Below are 20,732 nucleotides of genomic sequence, written 5' to 3' on the forward strand. Positions count from 1 at the left end.
ATTGCACCAAGATAACCGCGGCCGCGGCTTCGCAGGCAACCTCCTTCCCTTCCAGAGGGTTGGTGATGATTGATCGGAAGCAGTGCAGTGCGGCGCGGCTCGGCGCCGTTTGGTGGCACTGGAGCAGACGTTGTCCCTTGCCCGCCCCCATTGCTAATTGAACTTAGCACTCGGCGCTCGTCCCCCACGGGGCAGCGCTGTCCCTGCAACCCCGCTAACAGGCTCCAAGCTCAGCTAGCGGTGGCAAAATGCTAATCGGGAGCTTAGCGCTCGCAAAACGAGTAATATTGCCAGAACGAGACCTAGCCCGTGTGTCGGAAGCAGTGCGAACACGGCTCGGCGCCTGACGGCCTGGGGCATCATGAGGCACGATCTCTGCCGCATCCGCGGTGCAATGAGCTTAACGGAAGCGTCACTCGGCACATGGTGGTCCTTCAGCTCATGCGCTGTCCCTGCCACGCCCCCGTTAAACCCAACGATTGTTTATCGGGGCTGGCTTACCGAAAGCTGACGGACCTGCGCAGCAATTTACATAACGAAAGCAGCCCATGTGGCCGCTTGCCGCCGAGAGCAATATCGACGTTTACCCCTCGGATAGTAGCCACTCGGCATGTTTGCGATCAGCGGCAGCCGCTCCGGGGCGACGCGCCGGATAGCGCGCAGCCAATCCACTGCACGTTTATGACTGAGTGACCTCACGCCCCCCGGCTCGTGCCGGCTTTTTGACCGCGCAGGACTGGCCATTCGGATCGCGCATCAGTTGCTTTCGAACCCGAATACGCCACGCCGCTTACCGGGGCCCGCTCCACGCTGGGTTCTCGTACCGAAGACGATTGTGTCCGTTTCGTCAAAATGCGCTACCAAGCCTTCATCAGGCCCATTAGCCTGTAAGCGTCTAAACTAGACTGAATTGGCGAGTTCGACAGAAAGCAGCGCGGATGCGACTCGGCGTCTATATCAAGGAGCTTTCCCTATCACGTGCCGCTGGCTCAATAGTTAGCCCCCGGGGATCACAAGGTAAGGCACCCGGCTTTCCTGCGAGGCCCGTCGCCTCAGGGTACGGTAAGACTTTAGCGATAGAGCGTCCTCGGGTGACCTACCAGCATTGGTGGTCATGCACAGCAATCGAGAAACTGCCGGTCAAACTTGAAGATATGCGCGTTTACCCCGCTAATCCTGGGCAGGTTGAACTTCCCCGCTGCTCCGCTGGGTGCCCGGATGGATAGCTGATTACGGTGCCTCCTCAGCATAGATTGCCCGCGGTGCTTCTCACCTCAGTTAAGCAAGTGATGGGTTCTGGGATCTGACGCTGAGGTCGATCGTATATCGGTCGTTCGATGCGCACCACGGCTGCCGTGAGCAATACCACTACGTTGTAAACCGTCGAGAACAGCGCTCGCGCGCGTAGTCGTTCAGCGCCACAGCGCCCGCCGTGGTCGTGAAATCGTACGCCTTCAGCCAGTTCTCCCGCACGATGATCGGGTCGGCCGGAAGCGCGCGCACCATCGCGATGAAATGGGCGAGATACCAGGCGATCTGCGGATCACTTGGTCTAAAATCAGCCACAGCGGGCGCAACGGCTTGTGCCTCACCGAACTTGTCGACCTGCACCACCCAGGGAACGACGGTGCCGTGCGTGGATTGCCAGACGAGCGCGCCGGCGAGGCCGCAGCTGAGGACCAGCGAACCGAAGGCCATCAGCCGCCAGTTCTTGGCCTGCACGCGCGCTGAACCGATGCGATCGTCCCAAACTTGGGCCGCACGCTGATAGGGGGTTTCGGGTTCGGGCGTGCGGCCGTACCGGACCGACGACCGCCTGAAGACTGACATTGATTATTCTCCTTCTGAGAGGTCGACGGAGTGACCGCCGCCATGGCTGTCGCCGGATTTGAGGGCGTGGGCCGCCGTCTGCGCACCGTGAACAATCGTCTGATTGCGTTTGACACGTTGAGCCCAGGCGGGCGGACCGCTCTCGCTCGCCGCTTGAGGCGTGGCTCCATCGTTTGCGGCCCCGCCACGCTCGATGGTCCCCATGGTCGAGGAGCCACCGGTGTTTGCGACACCGGCACGGGCGCCAGAGGTGAAGCTCTCCGTCATTGCCCCCGCTGCTTGCGCAGCGGCGCGTCTGGCGGGAGCTGCCGCGGCGCTGGCAGCAGCACGGCCGGCGCCGCCGATACCTGAGGCAACGCCGCCAGCGCCGGACTGACCGGCTGATGCGAGGCTGTAGGCGGAGGACATGCCACCCGCCATCGCCGCACCACCGCGTGCGGCGGCCGCAGCACCCGAGGTCGCGGCCATCGCTCCCCGCCCCGCGAGCCCAAGCGCGGCGCCACCCGCCATCGCCGTGCCGGCGACGGCGAGCCCCGTGCCGACCGCAGCGCCCGCGCCAAGCTGCGGCGCCCCTGAGACTAGACCGGTCGCGATACCCGGACCGAAGATGCCGAGGCCGAGCATGGCGAGTGCCGCGAGCACGACGGAGAGCGCCTGCTCGATCGTCGGCTGGCCGCCGGCATAGGCGGTCGTGAACTGGGAGAACAGCCCGGTGCCGATGCCGACGATGACGGCGAGCAACATGACCTTCACGCCGGAGGCGACGACGTTGCCCAGCACCTTCTCTGCCAGGAAGGCGGTCTTGTTGAAGAGCGCGAAGGGAATGAGGATGAAGCCGGCGAGCGTCGTCAGCTTGAACTCGATCAAGGTGACGAACAGCTGCACCGCAAGAATGAAGAAGGCGATCAGCACAAGAAGCCAGGACACCATCAGCACGGCGATCTGGACAAAATTGGCGAAGAAGCTGGTAAAACCCATCGTCTGGCTTGCCGCATCTAGCAGCGGTTGCCCGGCGTCGAGGCCGACCTGTGCGAGCCGGCCGGGCCGCAGGAAGTCCGCGGTCGAGATCGACGAGCCGCCGGCCTTCAGACCGAGGCCGGCGAAGCTGTTGAAGATGACGCCCGAGAGGCTGTTGAAGTTGGTGATGATGAAGGCAAAGAAGCCAATATAGAGTGTCTTCTTCACCAGTCGCTGGAGAATGTCCTCGTCGGCGCCCCAGGCCCAGAATACTCCGGCCAAAGCGATGTCGATGACGATCAGCGTCGAGGCAAGATAGGTGACCTCGCCTTTCACCAGGCCGAAACCTGAATCGATGTAGGTGGTGTAGGTATTGAGGAAGGTGTCGATGACGCCGACGTTGTTCATGGCGTGCCTCCTTCCCTGGCGTTCGTCGTCGAAGACGTGGCCGGCGCGACCTGCGGCAGCAGAGGCCGCGCCGGCCTGCCGAAGAAGCGCGCGCGGTTCTCCTCCCAGACCGCCTGGCAGAGCGGATCTTCGGCATCCTCTGGCCCAAGCGCGCGGCAGCGGCGCAGCTCGGCCGAGAGATCGTCGGGTGCAGAGATGGCGGGGGCCTCGGATACTGGCCGCGGCGCCGGGCGCCGATGGATGTAGGACAGCGTGGCCATGAAGACGGCCAACAGGGCGACCATCGCGACTGCGCGCCAAAAATCCGAGCGATCCATCTTCGGCGCCCTTAGTTAGTGCTGAACATGGTGACGTTGCCGGGCTGGTAGCCGCCGCGCGTCGAAAAGATTTTATATTGCTGCCGCCCCTGCGATTCCGTCGCCGTCACACGGGCCTGCTCCAGCGCGTCCGCTCGTCCCTTCGCGGCGAGAACCGCGACAAGATCGGACAACTGCTGGGACTGCAAGGCAAGCAGCTGATTGCCGGCTTGGGCGGCCTGCAGCGCGCCACTTGCGGACTGGCTGGCCGACACCAGCGAGGTCATCGCACTGGAATTGGTCGGAATATTGCCGACGACGCCGGCCTGCACCTTCAGCGAGTCTTCGAACGCGCCGACCGAGTTCTGCCAACGGGTTTGTGCAGGAAACGAGTTAGTTCAACAAATATTCAGTCGTCGTAGGGGGCGAGCGTAGCGCAGAAAAAAAATACTGGCTGTATCGAAAGCGTGCTGATCGGACCTGCGACAGGTTGCGTCAATCAGGCGGTGGCTGCGCTGCCTCGCCGGCCGGACATTCGGTTCCAACGAACGACTTTTGAGCGAAACTGTTGGCCCATTTCGGACCTTCCACTGTTGTCGCTACAGACGAGTCGGCTCTGAGTTAGATCAAGAGTTTTGGGGGTCGCCTCGATGTGGCGTGTGATGCTTCACCTGTGAAGAGTTCAGGCTGCACAGCCGGCGAATCGCCGGTAAAACGGATCATCATGGGTGAAGCCAAGTGACGAAAGCGTCTGCCATGTATCCGCGGTTCCGGCGATCCGGCCGGCAGATGCTGCTGGACTTCACACGGTGACCACAAGAAGCCAGTGGTCATTGACCTGCACAACACAGGCCTGACCGGCAAGCACGACAAGTGTTACATGGCAGCGACGGGAGCTTGCGACACCAAGGTTCTCGGGCGAGCATCTGATCAGCCAGAGCGTTTTGAAGATACTTGCCGAGAAGCAGACGAGCTCAGCGGATTACCTTGGCAGAAGCCCGGTGAGAAGAAAACGCTGGGTTTCGGCAGTCTGACCACGAACGCCCTCTGCAGGCGACATAACAGCCAACTCTTGCCGATCGACACTGTCGGCGAGAGGCTATTCGAGGCGATCCAAAAGTGCGGGACGACCGATACCGGGCCTGGCCTACTATTCTTGTTATCCGGCCACGACGTAGAGCGCTGGATGTTGCGATCGTTGGTGATTTTTGGGGTCTCTGGCAACTTCGCGATCGACGGCGCCGTCATCGACCAGAACTTTGTCGACCGGCTGCGCATCATCGCGCTACCTAGCGTCTGCACGAACTGCTGCCCTGGGAATGGAAGCTCCTGCACCAAGCCGACAAGCCTGGCGATCAGCAGGCCGCCTGACCTTCACGCAAAGCTATCATAGAGCTCGCTGTGCCCGCGCGCATGCGTCAATCAGCCGACCTTCGTCGTACGCGTACGGGAAGTCTGCATGTCCGGTTTGACGAGCGGCGACTGGAAACGGAACTATGGCGCGAACTGCGACACCGGCAACTGGCGAAAGCAGCCGGACCAGTAAAGCCTCGCGACCTACGGTCACCGCGCCAGCCGTCGACTCTACCGAGCTCGATGCGTCCGTCGTCGAGGACGCGCGTCAGGCCGCTCCAATGATTGAGAGCATAGCGGATGTCCTCGGCGAGCGTCGAGCCGCTGGAGATCATCGACAGCTGGTTTTCGAACCACGGCTTCAGCGCGGCGATGATGGGCTGCGAATGCTCCCTGCGCGCGGCCAGCCGAATTTCCTGCGATGATCCGCGCACCGTGGCCTCGATCGCATAGAGCTGTGCGATCTGGTGAACCGCGGCCTCGGCGATCGGCGATTTGCTGTTGCGCGCCAGCTTGACGAAGCGCCGACGCAATTGACTCCAGCAATGCACGAGCGTCCATGAGACCTGCGGTCGAACAACCTTGGCGAGCCGATCATAGCGCACCCGCATGACTTTCCTGATAATGGCTCACACCTAAGCCCCCAATGATTGACGGCTTGCTATTTTGATTCCTTCACAACCACGTTGAGGGTCTGTACCGTCTCGGAGATTGTGTGATGCTGCGGATCCGCCCAATAGAGTCTTATTGTGTGCCGGCCAGGCTTGGCAGGGAGATCGAAAACATAGAGATAGCGGCCATCACCAAGCTGGATCAGCTGGTCTGCCATTGGCATGAGCTCGGTTTCGTCCATCGCAACATGCAGATGAACCCTCGGATTAGCAGAGCTCATGGTCATTTCTGCGATGTTATCGTCGGCTTGGAAAACGAAAGCAACACGCTCGCCGATGGTATTACCCGATTGCGGCAGGAGGATCTTCAATGCGGGCAGCTCGCCGGTATTTCCCGATCTCGCAACAGGCGCACCGTCAGACCCGCGCATATGGTGCATGCCCGGCTCATGGTGTTGTGCGTGGGCTGGAGCCGCGACCAGAGCGCCAGCCACAAGAATCATGCACCAAATGAGCTGTTCGAATCGATCGCCAAACCGGTTGGGACGGGATGATATTTGCATGCTTTCCTCCTTGGTTTGCGAGCCCTGAAAGATTTCCACTAATTCAGTGCACATGTTGAGCGGGTGGCGGGAGAATTTTGGACTCCCTATTGAGAACTCGGACCCGCGAGACCAGCTCGTCGGAATTTTCCCAACCACATTCGTCCTCCTCCTGCAACCAGCGCGCACGGATATATCCGAACCTGTCGATTAGGAATTCCATAGAACGTCTTCCCATTTCCAAACGCTTGGGATCTCCACGATTTGTAGTGCTCCGGGAGAGCAGATCGTAACTTTCTCTAACCTCTTGTGCTCCATGCCGGACATTCGGGACGCCCGCCGCCAGCTTTGCGTCCGGCGACACGATAATCGCCCACAATCGTTCTTTCCGGAATCTTTTCTGCTCAAGGCGTAGCTGTTTGACGCGCATTGCGTCGGACTTTTCGGGAAACACGAGCAGCACATTGCTTTGCTCACGGAAGTCCTTCAGTTCCCTCTCCGCCCCATTTTCGTCCTCTAAGAAAAAATTTGGAGCCCCCAGCCACGGATGATCGGGTATGATTTCAGGCGACAGGAGGCGCGCCTGAAACCCCTCTGAAAACGTCCGCAGGAAGTTGATCACATCCCAGCGGGCCTGTTCGTCCAATACATCAGCAAATCCGGGCATGCCGCTTTTTGGAATTCCATGGCTAAGCCACCAAAACATGTCGCCGACCGTGTGCAGCGCAGTATGCGGTTCGCTCAAATTCGCGGGCGGCTTGGGAAGTGTCGATGCCGCGGGACCATCGCCAAGCCCTCCGCTGCCGTGGCAATCCGCACAATTCTGGGCAAATAGACGCTTTCCATTGGTTATTGATATCGTCGAATAGGCAACCGACGGGCGGCGGTAAGTATCGGGATAGGCTTGCACGGATATCTGCGACAGACCGCCTGCGACCGAAATAACGGCGGCGGCGCCTGCCGCGACTGCTTTTACCTTTCGCCGCTTTCTCAAACAAACGAGCAGGCCCCAGAAGAGTGACAATAGTGCTAGTGAGAAGGCGCCCGCCGCGATAACGGGCGTCGGCCACGCCGGCCACGTGGCTTCGATCGAAAAGCGAAACGGCAGCCACCAGATGGGCTGATCATGTCGTGCTGGTATGACTGAAGAGAGCGCGGCTGCGCAGCCGACGATCAGAACACCGCAAAAGAATTCAGTTGCTGCCCATCCAGCTCCTGCAAGAAAAGCCGCGGGTCTTGCTCCTACGGTTTCCATGACGGGTAGGAAGCGCGTGCGAATCCGATTGGCCACCAACAGGATGCATGCAAGTAGAGCAAGCTTCGTTATAATTAGTTGACCGTAGGTCGTGCCAAGCCACTCGCCAGCCGAACTAGCGGAGCTAAACGCGAGCACCAAACCTGATGCGACGACGACGACCACGAAACCGATTGCTAGTTGGGAGAAACGTCGCAGCGTCGCTGCGACATAGACGCGCCGAGTCTCCGTGGGGGTGACAGCGACCGAAGCCACCAGCCAGATCCAAGCCGGTAAGGCCCCAAGCCAAGCAGAAACCGCGAGCACGTGAAGTTGATAAGTCGGAACGAGCCAACGGCTGTCGTCTTCCCCGGCGGCGTGTCCAGCAAGTGGACCAATCAGCGCGATCAGTGCTGCTGTCCCGGCTGTCACGATTGAAGCTGAACGTTGCCGCTCCCTCGACCAGCCGCGAATTAGGATCGTTGTCGGCAGCAGCAAAAGAAGAGAGAGCGCTAACCTTGCAAGCGTGATCCGACCGTAATGTGTGTCAAATCCGAAGCTTTCCAGCGTCTGGCCAGCCGCTACTATCTCCAGTAGTGCCATATCTGTCGCGATCGCGACTTGAGCGATAAATAACCCAGCGGTAACGAAGAGGTGAATGCTGGCTGCCCAGAGAAAGCCCACCTGCACTCGTCTTTGCCAAGCGGCAAGGAACGCATCGGAAGACGGCCCTGCCAGCAACAGAAAGAGTACTCCGCCTATGACCCATGCAAGCGCAATGTCAGCGATGGCCTTGCACAGAGCTGGAAACAATACCGTCACTCCGCATGCCTAACGTTCCTCGACGGTGAACTGATAGCCGTAGTCCACCACATGCCCGTCTTGCGAGAGCACGCGGTAATGAACCGAATAGCTGCCCGGTCTCATGTCAGATACTGCCGTTACCATGCACTTCGGATCATTGCCTGCTTTCAAATCGCCGAGCGTTAGCGACTGACCGTTGGCGTTCTTGAGCTCCACTTTCGAAAACTTGAGCTCTATGCGTTCGTTGAAGCACAGTTCGATCTGCTGCGGCGAATGAGCTAACACTGCCCGGCTCGCGGGATCTGACTTCACGAGAGCGGCATGTGCAGAGGCAGCCGTCGGCAGGCACACGAGGCCCACGCACAGCAACGTGATGCCAAGCGCTGATGCCGGACGCCTGCTTGCGGACGAGAGTTCTTTTACCGTTTCTTGAATCAGCCTAGTTCGCGCCCTGCCGGCTGCGGCAGTCAAGTTTGGCGTGCCAGCAGGATCAAGTGATGGCCGCCCCGTCGCTACTCGGATGCAATCGCTCTTGTTTCCGTGATTTTCGTGAGACATGAGTGTGACCCTTATTGCAAGACAGCGGCCGACAAAGTGCTAGCCTAGCTTTCCTTGCGCAACGTGGAGTACCAAAACAGGGCGGCTCCGGCTGCCAGCGTTCCTAGAACGATTGCGAAACTGTCCCTATATCGGACCCAAATCCCGTTGCCGTAACCAACCGAAAACGGAAATCTCGATACGTATTTCGGTCCGTCGCCGACTGTCACGAGGCCCACAAAGCGCCCGGATTCGGGGAACGTGTACTGAAACGATAGTGAGCCTGTCGGATATTTTTTTGGCGGGATTCGAAGGACGGCCTCGCTGTCTACGTCGTTGCCGGCGTCTCGCAACAACCGCACCTCGATGGGCAGATCACGTAGCACATCGCCGATGGCATCCAAGACGATGACGGTGCGGCCGATTTCCGGAATGTCCTCGCAAAATTCCTGATTCCCCTGCTTGGCCGGCTGGTATCCGGTAAAATGCATCATATAGGGCCCGGCGCGAAGCTTGCACACATCTTTCTCCATCGATACTCCCCCGTGTGCAATCGCTGGCCGCGCCCCACCGCAGTCTAGGATGAGGAGCAAAGATGCAATTCCAAGCACTGCGGCTTTTACGGTGTTCAACCCGCACCTCCTTTCGGATTCTCAGCCGTGCGGTTGTCGGGATCGGTGAATACAGGGACCATGGGGCCGCTGACGTTTGAGATTGTCCGCTTGCCGTGCTCGTCATAGTAGAACAACAGTCCTCCCAACGTGTTGTCCGGATCGTTGATCAGGCTACTCAAGCGCTCCGTCTCCCATGCCGCGTCGGCCGCTTCGATATCGACTGTCTTCGTTTCACCCGGCTTGAGCGGTCGGCTGTCGCTCACCTTAAGCCCATTCGGAGGAAGCAATTCCTTGGGGTAATTCGGATCCACCGTCGCCATTGCCTGGCTAACCTCATGGTTGATGAAGCGCTGATTGGAAGTTAAGAACTCGCCAAGCTGTGCTGACGAGCTCCCATTGTTCGTCAGTGTCACGTTCATACGAAGTGAGCGGCCAGGGACGTCATAGTTTGACTTGTTGACCACAACTTTGACCTGCTCAGGCACTTCCGGTAGGGGCTCGACGGTTGCGCGGGACCCCTGCAGCGGCACCGTCCTTGGATAAGCGGTGTCGGTCGCCTGAAAGCCGAAGAATACGGTGAGAATCGTCGCCACGAGCAAACCGGCCCCGAATAGACGATCCGTGCTGGTAACGAGCTGAGATCGATCGCCGCCTTTTTCCGTCAACGCGCGAAAACGAGGCAGCAGGAGCGGCCGGCGCAACCACCAGACAAGCCACACGATAGCGATCGCAACCCACAAGCCATGCCAGAAGAACACCCTGCCAAGGCCCCAGGTTTCGAGATTGTCGATAGTCTCGCCACTGAGAGTTTTGATTGAAAGCTTGAAGTCGCTTTCGTTCCCCGTCACCGTCAGCCAGTTTCCCGGTCCGAGCAGCGGCCCGGCTCCCATCACGTTGATCATCGGATGGACGTGATGGTAGCCTGGCACTCGTCCTTTGAGCACTGTTTTGAATTCATAGTCCCGGTTCAACTCCAGTTTGGTGGATTGAATTGCTGGGACGCCATTAATGTAGCTCTCGGTTCGGGCTAGCACCGGGCCCGGCGTCCCGTTTCCCAGAAAGGCCGCTTCGGGAAGGGGTAGGTTGACGGGCCAGATCGGGAAGAGTCGGAACTTGCCGGTGACAACGATTTCACCGTTCACGGGAATTTCGTTCGTGCTCCACTTCACATCGTAAAAATGAGCCGTTCGCATCCGCAGAAACGGCTCCTGATTGCGCTCACCATGCGCCAGAGCAGCATCTGGGACGAAGGTCAGTATTCCGATCTGCATGATCGCCGCCGCTGCCGATAAGACTACACGCACGCATGAGCTTTCGTGGAAACAGAATGTTCTCATTTGGAGTCCTCCACAGTCCCAGCAGAATCATTCGGCTGCGACGGAGCGCCCTTGCAGGCTGGTACCGTCTATCGCTTTTTGGGCTGCCTCAGCTGGCTCATCCTTATCGGTGAGCCCCATGAAATTTTTCAGGGTGTTTGGCGTCGTTACCACACGAGCGAGGAGCATTCCGATATGCCACCACGCCAAATACATCAGTATGGATACGAACGCCGAGAAAAAGGACGCGATAATGGCTGAGTGGCCACCAAAAGTTCGAAGCGTGCCCCGCTCTATCAGCCGGATATACTCGGGCAGCGCGGTGCGGGTGAAGGCATAGCTGATGTAATCGCCCACGGAAACAAGCTGCCCCATCACTTCTACGGGTAGCCGATATGGCGCCAGCCAAAACCAGTTAGTCGGGTAGAAAAGCAGTGCGAATGCAAAGGCGCCGGACATCGCCGTGAACAGAAAATTCCCGGTCAGCAAAAGAGCGATATCGAGGACTAGTGCGCCAGGTATCAGCAGCGCTGGAATGACCTCGCTCATCGGAAAGTACGACCACAGGTGGAAACCGAAATATCGATTTATCCACTGACCGAACAGGAGACAAACGACCGCAAATGTAGCGGCGATTGGAAGTCTAAATTTCGTCCAAAACACATACTGCAAAGCTGCAGGGAATGTTATGGCCATAATTGGAGTCAGGGTGACCCACCACTGTCTGTCTTTCCAATCGATCCACATATCCCAGTCCCCTGCGGTCAGCATGTAATGCAGGTGGAATGCGCCGGAGACGGCCAGAAAAAGGATAGCGGCGACGAGAAGGTCAAACACTCTTGAGATTCTTGCTGACTCTTTAGGCCATTCGAGGCCATACAGTCTCACAGACGTTCCTCCTTGCATGGCTTCCTCCTAATTCTTTTACCGAGTTGAGATCGACCTTCCTGGAAGCCGACGCCCGACTGATTACAAGACGGCAGCTTTGCATGCCGGGCTGTCAGCGATTAATGGTTCATAAGCGGTTTCAGCGCTGGGTGGCGACCGAAGCTTGGTCCTCTTGAGAAAGCCGCCCGATCACTTCAAGCATGTGCATCGCGATCTGGATCAGGAGCCCACCCAAGGCCAGCACACTCCAGCCCATCACGACAAAACCCCAGTGCAAGGGATAGGAGAACACCTCTTCCATCAGGAAGAAGGCATGACCCCACTCGTTGTAGCCCAAGTTCGGCAATATTAGAAACGGACCTACAACCGCGAGCACGAATGGAATTGAGATCTGCGTTGCGAACTTCGGCAGCCTCGTCATCGCGTACAGAAATGATCCCACGCCAAACAGCACGTAGAGTGGCATGGTGCCGTAGAACAGCACGATGTGACTTGGCGTGAAGCTTGTATCCCGGACCACAACCTGATGCCATGAGGCGTCCTGCTCGGCAAAGAAGCTGGTAGCGAACCAGACGCAAAAGGCATAGACGAAGTTGAACAGGACCAGATTGAAGTAGCGCCGGAGCTCTTCCCGCGGTTTGAGCGCGCCAAGATTGCGGTCTCGCGTGAACCATAGATACGCCCAGGTCACCACCCAGAGCAAAGGGATGACGCTAAGCTCAACCTTCAGCAACGTCATCCAGGCGGCATCGAACGCGGGCTCAGTCGAATCCAGGCCGGCACTCCAAGCATAGACCTGCTGAAAGATGCGCCAGAACACCATCAGCGCTAGCACCGCCAGAGTGACTCCTGCTGCAAGCTTGAAATTCCCCAACGGCTGAGTACGGTCCTCAGCGGCAGACTTGGCGTTATGAGTCATCGTGATCGACATCTTGTCTCCTCCTGGAGATTGCCTAAGGTGTGATGTTGTTTACGAGGGTGATGCTCACTCCGATCGTTGACCGAAAGGATATGATCTGTCTTCAAGCTCCCAGCTTTCTGGTTACCTCCTTGAGGCGGCCATTCTCGTCTCTCCTAATCTCTCCTAAATCTGCAAGTCCTGAAGGACCAGCATAGACCAACGGTTGGATTCGGCGGCCACCAATCCAGGTAGGTGCGGTGCAGTCTTTCTCCGCGATGCTCCTTGCTCCCACCCTGAGAATTGAGCCTCCGCCATCAACTGGAATTTCGCATTCACAGCATAGAAGACGATCGGCGGACCGACCTCGGTGGCGCAGCTGAGCATCATAAGCGGTGCGTCTCGTCGTCCATCACCAGCGCTGGTTACCATTCCCGGCCGTTTTGCTCCCTTAGACATCACGAAGGTTGGCAATATACAACCTGACGCTGCGTAAGCTTCAAGCCCCTCCGGTGTGTCCAATTATCCTATGCTGGCAAACGCAATGACCAGCCCATGCGCCTCCCCTGCCGATGCTTGGCTTGTGGTATCGACGGGCTGCCTGGGGTGATTACGCCTGCATTCGCTCGGGGAGCGTCAAGATGATCGTGCATCCCGCGGAAGGTGGTACAGGCAATCGAGACGCGCAGCGGGTTCGCTGAGCTAATCAGCGCGTTATTGTCGAGGACGATCTTGAAGCAGCCTTCCTCAAAAGCCGCTTTCATTTCGTCATAGGTGACGTTGTAGTCGTCCGGCAAGGCACCTTGAGCCTTGGCTTCTTGGACGCTCGCGTTGTATGTCAGTTCGTTCTGGAGGCGCGCGGCAATGTTCATCCTGCCGACGTCGCTTGCGATATCGCGGATGTTCTTACGCACATCTGGATTTCGTAAGGCCGTGAGCCCAATGAGCGTGAGGAGGTGCGCGCGATCGTCTTCGTTCTCTAGGTTGCGCACCTCATTGATACCGGCTTAGGCATCGGCCAACTTGGTCTCGAACTCCGACATGGCTGCTTCGAGCGCATCCGGATCCATGCCGTCGAGCTGGATGCGATTGAAGTAGTTCTGGCATGCCACATCCTGGGTGTTGTTCTTGTAGCGCTGCGCCTTCTTGCGGTCGAAGACCGATACGTGGTGAGCCTTCCCATGCTTATTGGCGAACTGGCGCAGGTAGCACTGTGGCACGTAGTGCTGCTTTATTGGCCGATTTCGCGTTTTTCCTATGCAGGCGTTCCCCCGCCAGTGGCCATATTGTTTCCCAGACTTGGCTTGTTTGTGCAAACGCAACCCGCGACATCTAAATACTCGGACGACGAGCCAAGGTGATAAACCTACCGGCGCTGTTGAATGTTCGCTAGTGCCGCTTATGCGATGTCGCAGTTAGGCGAGCAGGATATGAACCTAATTTGACGTCGACAGTTTAGCCCAACCAGATGTGGGAGTATCAGATCAAGTCACGAATCTAGAATCTGTTCGTTTGGCATGCACGACAATAAACCGGCCCTCAACCCACGCCGCGGATGGCAGCCAGGACTGCTCCGCAAGATTGTGCTCGCGACAGCTAGCAAGATGTTGAGTCATGGGATTTCGGCTCCGCCACCTGACTTTTTCGACGCCGTTGCCGGCCGGAGCGAAGAGATCATTCTTGAAGCCATTGCGGGAGCAACTGCCGCGAGCCACGACGATACTGATACTTTGATCGCGAATATTCGGGTCGCGACGGCTTCTTAAGCGATTCGGTTACGACCTCTTCCTCGCAACCGAGCAGGCATATGATCCGCTCCTTGCAAAACTTGCCGCATATCTCGCGTTGGAAGGATCCGATGGGTACAACGAAATCAGCTATCAGTGTGCTTGGGGGGGGGCGCAAGCTAGCCCGGATTGGGGGACGTTGTGGGGCGTCAAACAGAAGATCCGGGATTTCACACCGGGTATATTGCTGAAAGCCTGTATGAAGGGTGATTTCCGACGGCTGGCGGTTGAGTGCCATGCTCCCAACCGCGCGCTCCCCGAGGACCTTCACACCCGAGTTCGAGCCCGAACAATGGTTGTCTCTGGTATTCCTGTCCTCGCCTTTTCGCCGACCGATGTTGAGATAGACGCGTCCGCCTGTGTTGAGGAGATCGGTTATGCAGCGTCGGTTCTCGCACGGGAACTGCTCGCGATGCACGGAATTGAACCGCCACTGCGGCGAGATTTTCGTCCGCGCAGCTAGCGATCGTCTTAGACGGCTATCCTCACGTCTGCTCGCTCTGAATATCCTCCGGAATCTCCTGCCGCAGCTTCGGCCCTTGACTGAGCCGTCGCCCGAGGGCCGCAACAAAATTGTCGTACCGAACTCCAGCCTGCGCCCGCGCCGCCTTCGCGGCCGGCTCGGGGAGTGGCGGTGACGTCGTGAGCCAAAAGCGAACGAACAGCGCCAAGGTTTCGACCGAGATCCCCGTGTCGCGCTCGAGCCGCGCGATGCGGCGATCAATTTGGTCGAGTCGCTTGGCGATGGCAGCCTCCCTCCGCTCGTCGGCATCCGGCGACAGGAAGGACGCGATCGCGGCTTCGGCGATGAGAGACATCGGCTGCTCGCGCCGGGTGGCATAGGCTGACAGCGTCTTCATGACGTCTGGGTCGAGGTAGACCGACATCTGAGCTTTCTTCTTCGGCGCGGTCATGCTGCCTCACAATCCGAGATCGTCGCCGGGATCGAGTGATGCCTGGCGCGCGACGCCCTGCATCACATCGTTCAGGCGCCTGATCCGTGGGGCATCTTCGTCGAACTCGTCGGCAAGATCGGCCGCGAACTCGTTGTCGAGCGGTTCCGTCTTCTCCACAGTGTCGTGACCCAGTTCATGCTGCCGCCGACGATCGGCGATCTTCGGATCCTCTACGTCGGTCTCGTCGCTGGCCGAGGCCGGAGGGGGCATGGGGCGCGGCGGGAGTGGCCGTAAACTCCAATCGTCCGGCCGTGTGTCGTTGGGCTTGGTCAGCATCGGCGGCGCCAAAATGCGTTCCTGGAAACGAGTGTCCTCGTAGTAACGCGCCTTCCTCGCGCGGATCGGATGCAGGCCGGACATCATGACAATCTCATCCGAGGGCGGAAGCTGCATCATCTCGCCGGGCGTCAACAGCGGCCGGGCGGTCTCCGACCGCGACACCATGAGATGTCCGAGCCAAGGTGCCAGCCGGCTGCCGGCATAGTTCTTCATCGCCTTCATCTCAGTTGCCATCCCCAACGCGTCAGACACCCGCTTCGCCGTCCGTTCGTCATTGGTCGCGAAGCTGACCCGGACGTGACAGTTGTCGAGGATCGAATTGTTCGGCCCATAGGCCTTCTCGATCTGGTTCAGCGACTGGGCGATCAGGAAGCTCTTGATGCCGTAACCTGCCATGAAGGCGAGCGCCGACTCGAAGAAGTCGAGCCGGCCGAGCGCGGGGAATTCGTCGAGCATCAGGAGGAGCCGGCGCCGACCTGCCTTGGCCTGGAGATCCTCGGTCAGGCGGCGGCCGATCTGATTGAGGATCAAGCGGATCAGCGGCTTGGCGCGGTTGATGTCCGATGGCGGCACGACGAGGTAAAGGGTCGTCGCTCGCTCTGCGCCAACGATGTCGGCGATCCGCCAGTCGCAGCGCCGCGTCACCTCCGCCACCACGGGATCCCGGTAGAGACCCAGGAACGACATCGCCGTGCTCAGGACGCCGGAGCGTTCATTGCCGGATTTGTTCAATAATTCTCGCGCCGCGGAGGCGACGACAGGGTGCACGCCCGCCTCACCGAGATGCGCCGTCCGCATCATCGCAGCGAGAGTCGATTCGATCGGCCGCTTGGGATCGGACAGGAAGGCCGCAACGCCCGCGAGCGTCTTGTCCTCCTCGGCATAGAGGACGTGGAGAATTGCGCCGACCAGGAGCGCGTGACTGGTCTTCTCCCAATGGTTACGCTTCTCGAGGCTGCCCTCGGGGTCGACAAGGATGTCGGCGATATTCTGGACATCTCGCACCTCCCACTCGCCGTGCCGAACCTCCAGCAACGGGTTGTAGGCTGACGACTTTGCATTGGTCGGATCGAACAGAAGAACCCGGCCATGCCCCGCACGAAAACCGGCGGTAAGCTGCCAGTTCTCGCCCTTGATGTCGTGGACGATCGCCGATCCCGGCCAGGTCAGCAGCGACGGGATGACGAGGCCGACGCCCTTGCCCGATCTCGTGGGAGCGAAGCACAGGACGTGCTCCGGTCCATCATGGCGGAGATAAGCGCGTTCGAACCGGCCGAGCACCACGCCATCAGGCCCGAGCAGGCCGGCCAGCGCGATCTCCTTCGCGTCTGCCCACCACGCGGAGCCATAGGTCTCGGCATTCTTGGCCTCGCGGGCGCGCCAGACCGACATCCCGATCGCGACGGCGGCGGCGATGATGCCGCCGGATGCTGCGATATAGGCGCCCTCGATGAATACGTGCGGCGCATAGGCATCGTAGGCATACCACCACCAGAAGAAGGCGGGCGGAAGGTAGATCGGAAAACGAGTAGTTCGAACCAGGGTTGCCCGAGTTGAGATTGGAAGCCGAGTTGCCACGCCGTCCATTCCGTTGCGGTCCAGATCGTCAGCAAGACGACCGCAAAAACAGTGAAGATCTGCCCCCAGAGTATCTTAGTTGCGGACATTGCGACCGCCTTTCCTAGATGAGGTGATGGGAGGGATGGCTCACAGGCCGAGCCCCCGGCTGCGCCCAAAACCCCAACCGACGCCGCCGTCGTCGCGGGCAACGCCGGAGACATGCCGGCCGAGCTGCTTCTCAAGTGAGGGTGTCCAGGGCACGAGCTGGAATCCGAGGCCGTCGTCGATCATGGCGAAGCGACCGGAGGCGAGCGCGAAGCGCTTTCGGTAGGTCCCAGCGACATAATCGCCGGTGACCGACGGATTGAATGGTTGGCCCGTCTCGGCCGCGACCTGCTGACCAAGAGCCTCCAGCTCCCGGCGGCGCAGCGTGTCCACGAGGTTCTTCGAAAACACCAGCCCGCGCGCCTGGCGCTCGGCGAGACCCTGCCCGATCAGCTGCTCGGCCCGCTGTTCCAAGGCTTGCCGGACCTCGGCGCCGAAACCGGCCTGGCCAAGCGCCACCGGATCGCGCGCGACCGCCTGCCGGTCGAGCCATGTCGCACCACTCGCCGTCACCTGCGCTTCGATCGACAGATCGGAGCGAACGGCCAGCGCCACGCGACGCTGTCCTCGCGCGTCGTCGAATTTGCGGAGTTCGACGATCGAGCCTGGTGCACTGTCGCCGGCGGCGTCTAGATCGGGGAGTGGTGGCTGCGGCCATCGACGCCGTCAACGACGGCATAGGCGGTTCCCTTCAGTTCGTCATCGAGACCGCGATCGACGAGGCGTCCGATGACGGGGACGTCGAGGCTTTCGCCTGCCAGCACGTAGCTCGCGGTCCCGCGGTCGATGCCGCGTTCGGTCAGGCTGCGGTGGATACGCTTGATAATGTCACCGCGATCGCCGAGCTCGCGCAAGGTCGTCTCTGCGGCCTCGTCCATGACCCATTGGCCTGGCCCGACCTGATGCGCCAGGCCAAGGCTCTCCAGGCGCCGCAGCCGGCCGACCTTCAACGCATGAAACTGATCGGGCTGCTGCACCGGGTCGGGCGCCAGGTCGATGATGCCATTGCGACCTGCGTCGCGAACAAGCTGGCGATCGAGCTGTGTCCAGCGTTCGGCTTCGACCTGGTGCTCGAGCGAGCGGCGAATGTCGAGATCGGAACGCAGTCCGAGCTCCTGTGTGACCAGATCCTGCGCGCGGGCGCGCATCCCCTCCTTGATGTAGGCGCGAGAAATGACGAGGTCCTGGCCGTCGTCGGCGATGCCGCGCACGAGGATGTGGACGTGCGGATGCTGGGTATTCCAATGATCGACGGCAACCCAGTCGAGCTTCGTGCCGAGGTCTCCTTCCATTTGGCCGACCAGCTCACGGGTGAAACCCTTGAGGTCAGCCATATCGGCTGCATCCTCCGGCGAGACGATGAAGCGGAAGTGGTGCCGATCATCTCGGCAGCGCTCGGCGAAGGCCCTCGGATCGGCATCCTCTGTCTCGGGGCCAAACAGGTGCGCTCTCTCCCCGTTCCGGGTGACACCCTCGCGCCTGAGATAGCCGAGATGCGCAGCGAGCGGAGCCGAGCGCACCGTATGACGGACGACGCGGGTCTTGATTGTCACCAGGCGCGAGCGGCCGGTGAGCAGACGGTTCGCCCGTTCACTGGCGACCCGGCCGCGGCCAAAGCGCGATTGACTATGGCCGGTGAGGCGGCCGGCCCGCGACACGCCGCCGCCGGCGCGCTGCGCGGCCGCGAGCGCCTGAGCGATGAACGGCTTAGCCCGCTGGCTCCTTGAAGAGCGGATGCGGCCAGGACGGGGCTGAAATTCCTTCTCCTCAGCCATGACCTATGCCGGCAATGTGCGAAATTGCGAATCCGTGTAATGAGTTGATGGTGAGGCACACATTGCGTGCCCAAGGCGCACATTGCCGGATCAGCAAAAAACGAAAGCAATAACAACCGACCGCCCGGGCGCAACACCCGATTATTGCGACTGATTGAACAGCAGCTTCCTAAGCTTGCTTTATAACGGATTCCGACCGGGCCGCTGATTAAGAGTCAGCCGCGGGTTGAGAACAATCAATGACTTACTGGTCGCACCACCGGGCTTATCCGACCCAAAGTGGGCATTCGTTGCACGATCATAGTGATTGCACTGCCTGATATCCGAACACGCGCTACTCGGACTTCACGGGGCCAACTGCGACTGCAAGACCATCGATCATTGATGACGCTTGTCGTCGTCTCCGCCTCAATGATTGCGGGCCTGCCAGCACGCGCACGGAACGTAATTTCTCCAGCGAGTGGATCGGCAGCTCGCGCCAACCGAAGAAGGCGTACCGGCTGCTCGTGGGCGGTGCGATCAGCTCAGCTGCGGGCGTCGGCGTGCCAGCCCCCGCAATTCGATAAACTGATCAACAGCGGCGAGCCGCGCATTGACGAACACAACCTCCTGGTCGCGCGACGAACGCGCGCGCGGGAGCAAGGCGCGATGCTCTGCCAAAGGCCCAACGCGGCGATCGGAAATCGCATCGGGATGCCCATCGGGCGACGATCATGGCTGTGCTCGAGGCCTCGCCCGACATCACCATCGATGAACTGCGGCACAGCTTGAGCAAAAAAAGGCCTATGCTTTGGCTATGGCACGATCCGCCGCTTCTTCGAGCGTCACAAAATCGCGCGCAAAAAGAGACTCCCATGCCGCAGAGCAAGACCGTCCGAACGTTTCGAAGGCCGGGAGGCTTGCGCGAGAGTCAAATCAAAGGGAACGTTGGGCAAACGCTTGTTCGCGGCTGCCTGCCCCTCCTCCAAGTTTAGACTAGCGCAATCCACCGCAAGCGAGGCTCTCGTGGTCCAACCGGAACTACCCACGCTGACATCGTTCTCTCGCGGTCGAGGCGCATTGGGTCACACGTTGTGATTGCTCCCGAGAACGTCGTCGTTCAAGGTTCATCCAGATTAGCACCTTGCCTCGGGTGGAGCGTTCCTTCGATCAAGGTTTTTAACATTGCGGCCGGGCCTGTTAAATGCCGCGCCTTGACGAGCAAGGCCTAGATGATGCGCGCAAATCTTGTTGGCGAGTGCCACGGATGCGACCATGATCGGTCGTCTTTGCAGTCCGAATCCAGAGCGGGGCATTCAAGCCTCGTCAAGCAACTTGATGATCAAGGTCGCACTAACTATCAGCAACGTCCGAAGTCGTCGATTCCCGTGTTTTGATATCGCCCCAAGCCGCTGCGTTTGCATACTGACAACGAAAACCTCGTCCCGCGTAGTGGGCCGATTGTCAGTTCGGCAACAAAATGTCACTAAGTGGACGATACGCACGGTCAGAAAAAGCGAAAATCAGCAATCTTCAATTCGGCACGCCGCTTGCCTTCTTCACAGCGTCGGCACCGATCGCTTGTGAGCCCGTGATGGATGATTTGGCGACTTTGAGCAAAGGCAGGGAGACTGGCTGTGTCGCGAACTGACGTAGAGCGATTCGTCAACGATCTCGGGAACGAGGATGGTCTGCTTGAACGCATAAAACCAACTGCTACCGGCCTTGCATCGATTGTCGCGATCGGAAAGAGCCTCGGCTACAGCTTCACACTTGATGAAGCTAAAAGTTGCATTCGAGCCCGACAGAAGTTGACGACTAAACGGCTCGCCGGTGGGACTTTCTATTCGAGTGATACGATCTCGACCAGCGCTGTGCAGGCCCTTGCGGAGGTGGCCACGAGCGGCGCGGAAGCCGCGGAAGCGGCCTCTGACCACGCCACCGCAGTTGAGCCCGTTGCAGTTGTTGTGGTTGTTATTGTTGCGGTCGCGGCCGAGGTCTGA

The 20,732-nt window shown here is 59.6% G+C and carries 15 protein-coding genes and 4 pseudogenes; 2 read left to right on the top strand and 17 right to left on the bottom strand.

Annotation, left to right across the window (positions count from 1 at the left end):
- Positions 1–1,398: 1,398 nt before the first annotated feature.
- The 4 genes and pseudogenes from trbF to trbJ form a co-directional block, all read right to left on the bottom strand.
- Positions 1,399–1,830, bottom strand: a pseudogene (trbF, locus tag E4K65_RS40535) (conjugal transfer protein TrbF); the annotation flags it as partial.
- A 3-nt stretch (positions 1,831–1,833) separates the two neighbouring features.
- On the bottom strand, positions 1,834–3,195 hold the full coding sequence (trbL, locus tag E4K65_RS40540; protein WP_135178859.1) for a P-type conjugative transfer protein TrbL: 1,362 nt from the start codon (positions 3,193–3,195) through the stop codon (positions 1,834–1,836).
- Complete coding sequence (gene trbK-alt, locus E4K65_RS40545) at positions 3,192–3,512, bottom strand: putative entry exclusion protein TrbK-alt (protein WP_135178860.1); 321 nt, start codon at positions 3,510–3,512, stop codon at positions 3,192–3,194. Before trbK-alt ends, trbL begins: the two co-directional genes overlap by 4 nt.
- Positions 3,513–3,523: 11 nt before the next feature.
- Positions 3,524–3,874 (bottom strand): annotated as a pseudogene (gene trbJ, locus E4K65_RS40550) (P-type conjugative transfer protein TrbJ); the annotation flags it as partial.
- Positions 3,875–4,317: 443 nt separating this feature from the next.
- Between trbJ and E4K65_RS40555 the strand changes: the two are divergent.
- Entirely contained in the window at positions 4,318–4,884 is a 567-nt protein-coding gene (locus E4K65_RS40555) for a hypothetical protein (protein WP_135178861.1), read from the top strand.
- Between the two features lie 25 nt (positions 4,885–4,909).
- Here the strand turns inward: E4K65_RS40555 and E4K65_RS40560 are convergent, their stop codons facing one another.
- From E4K65_RS40560 to E4K65_RS40620, 13 genes and pseudogenes are all read right to left on the bottom strand, one after another.
- Positions 4,910–5,455: an IS66 family transposase gene (locus tag E4K65_RS40560; RefSeq protein ID WP_235885940.1), complete on the bottom strand. Its 546-nt coding sequence runs from the start codon at positions 5,453–5,455 to the stop codon at positions 4,910–4,912.
- Positions 5,456–5,505: 50 nt separating this feature from the next.
- A complete protein-coding gene (locus E4K65_RS40565) occupies positions 5,506–6,018 on the bottom strand; it encodes a hypothetical protein (protein WP_135178862.1) in 513 nt (170 codons plus the stop codon).
- Between the two features lie 43 nt (positions 6,019–6,061).
- Positions 6,062–8,053, bottom strand: a complete 1,992-nt coding sequence (locus tag E4K65_RS40570) for a c-type cytochrome (RefSeq protein WP_135178863.1) — start codon at positions 8,051–8,053, stop codon at positions 6,062–6,064.
- Between the two features lie 9 nt (positions 8,054–8,062).
- Complete coding sequence (locus E4K65_RS40575; RefSeq protein ID WP_167771551.1) at positions 8,063–8,506, bottom strand: copper resistance CopC family protein; 444 nt, start codon at positions 8,504–8,506, stop codon at positions 8,063–8,065.
- A 131-nt stretch (positions 8,507–8,637) separates the two neighbouring features.
- Entirely contained in the window at positions 8,638–9,105 is a 468-nt protein-coding gene (locus E4K65_RS40580; protein ID WP_135178865.1) for a hypothetical protein, read from the bottom strand.
- 95 nt (positions 9,106–9,200) lie between these two features.
- The gene (gene amoB / locus E4K65_RS40585; protein WP_135178866.1) at positions 9,201–10,523 is read right to left on the bottom strand and encodes a bacterial ammonia monooxygenase, subunit AmoB; all 1,323 of its coding nucleotides are present in this window, start codon (positions 10,521–10,523) and stop codon (positions 9,201–9,203) included.
- 27 nt (positions 10,524–10,550) lie between these two features.
- Positions 10,551–11,408: a bacterial ammonia monooxygenase, subunit AmoA gene (gene amoA, locus E4K65_RS40590; protein ID WP_135178867.1), complete on the bottom strand. Its 858-nt coding sequence runs from the start codon at positions 11,406–11,408 to the stop codon at positions 10,551–10,553.
- A gap of 121 nt (positions 11,409–11,529) precedes the next feature.
- Positions 11,530–12,321: a bacterial ammonia monooxygenase, subunit AmoC gene (gene amoC, locus E4K65_RS40595; RefSeq protein ID WP_135178868.1), complete on the bottom strand. Its 792-nt coding sequence runs from the start codon at positions 12,319–12,321 to the stop codon at positions 11,530–11,532.
- A gap of 494 nt (positions 12,322–12,815) precedes the next feature.
- Complete coding sequence (locus tag E4K65_RS40600; RefSeq protein ID WP_135178869.1) at positions 12,816–13,202, bottom strand: hypothetical protein; 387 nt, start codon at positions 13,200–13,202, stop codon at positions 12,816–12,818.
- 93 nt (positions 13,203–13,295) lie between these two features.
- A complete protein-coding gene (locus tag E4K65_RS47895; RefSeq protein ID WP_167771552.1) occupies positions 13,296–13,508 on the bottom strand; it encodes a DUF4238 domain-containing protein in 213 nt (70 codons plus the stop codon).
- 1,052 nt (positions 13,509–14,560) lie between these two features.
- Positions 14,561–14,989, bottom strand: a complete 429-nt coding sequence (locus tag E4K65_RS40610; RefSeq protein WP_135178871.1) for a CopG family transcriptional regulator — start codon at positions 14,987–14,989, stop codon at positions 14,561–14,563.
- A gap of 6 nt (positions 14,990–14,995) precedes the next feature.
- Positions 14,996–16,977, bottom strand: a pseudogene (locus tag E4K65_RS40615) (conjugal transfer protein TraG).
- 40 nt (positions 16,978–17,017) lie between these two features.
- Positions 17,018–18,750 (bottom strand): annotated as a pseudogene (locus E4K65_RS40620) (relaxase/mobilization nuclease domain-containing protein).
- 1,616 nt (positions 18,751–20,366) lie between these two features.
- Between E4K65_RS40620 and E4K65_RS40625 the strand changes: the two are divergent.
- On the top strand, positions 20,367–20,732 hold the full coding sequence (locus tag E4K65_RS40625; RefSeq protein WP_135178872.1) for a Nif11-like leader peptide family natural product precursor: 366 nt from the start codon (positions 20,367–20,369) through the stop codon (positions 20,730–20,732).

It is taken from the genome of Bradyrhizobium niftali, assembly GCF_004571025.1.
GTDB classification, from domain to species: domain Bacteria; phylum Pseudomonadota; class Alphaproteobacteria; order Rhizobiales; family Xanthobacteraceae; genus Bradyrhizobium; species Bradyrhizobium niftali.

Excerpts from the sequence above, each read along its gene's own strand:
- trbK-alt (WP_135178860.1), bottom strand. The coding sequence starts at position 3,512 with ATGGATCGCTCGGATTTTTGGCGCGCAGTCGCGATGGTCGCCCTGTTG.
- amoB (WP_135178866.1), bottom strand. The coding sequence starts at position 10,523 with ATGAGAACATTCTGTTTCCACGAAAGCTCATGCGTGCGTGTAGTCTTA.
- amoA (WP_135178867.1), bottom strand. The coding sequence starts at position 11,408 with ATGCAAGGAGGAACGTCTGTGAGACTGTATGGCCTCGAATGGCCTAAA.
- E4K65_RS40580 (WP_135178865.1), bottom strand. The coding sequence starts at position 9,105 with ATGGAGAAAGATGTGTGCAAGCTTCGCGCCGGGCCCTATATGATGCAT.
- E4K65_RS40610 (WP_135178871.1), bottom strand. The coding sequence starts at position 14,989 with ATGACCGCGCCGAAGAAGAAAGCTCAGATGTCGGTCTACCTCGACCCA.
- E4K65_RS40560 (WP_235885940.1), bottom strand. The coding sequence starts at position 5,455 with ATGCGGGTGCGCTATGATCGGCTCGCCAAGGTTGTTCGACCGCAGGTC.
- trbL (WP_135178859.1), bottom strand. The coding sequence starts at position 3,195 with ATGAACAACGTCGGCGTCATCGACACCTTCCTCAATACCTACACCACC.
- amoC (WP_135178868.1), bottom strand. The coding sequence starts at position 12,321 with ATGTCGATCACGATGACTCATAACGCCAAGTCTGCCGCTGAGGACCGT.
- E4K65_RS40565 (WP_135178862.1), bottom strand. The coding sequence starts at position 6,018 with ATGCAAATATCATCCCGTCCCAACCGGTTTGGCGATCGATTCGAACAG.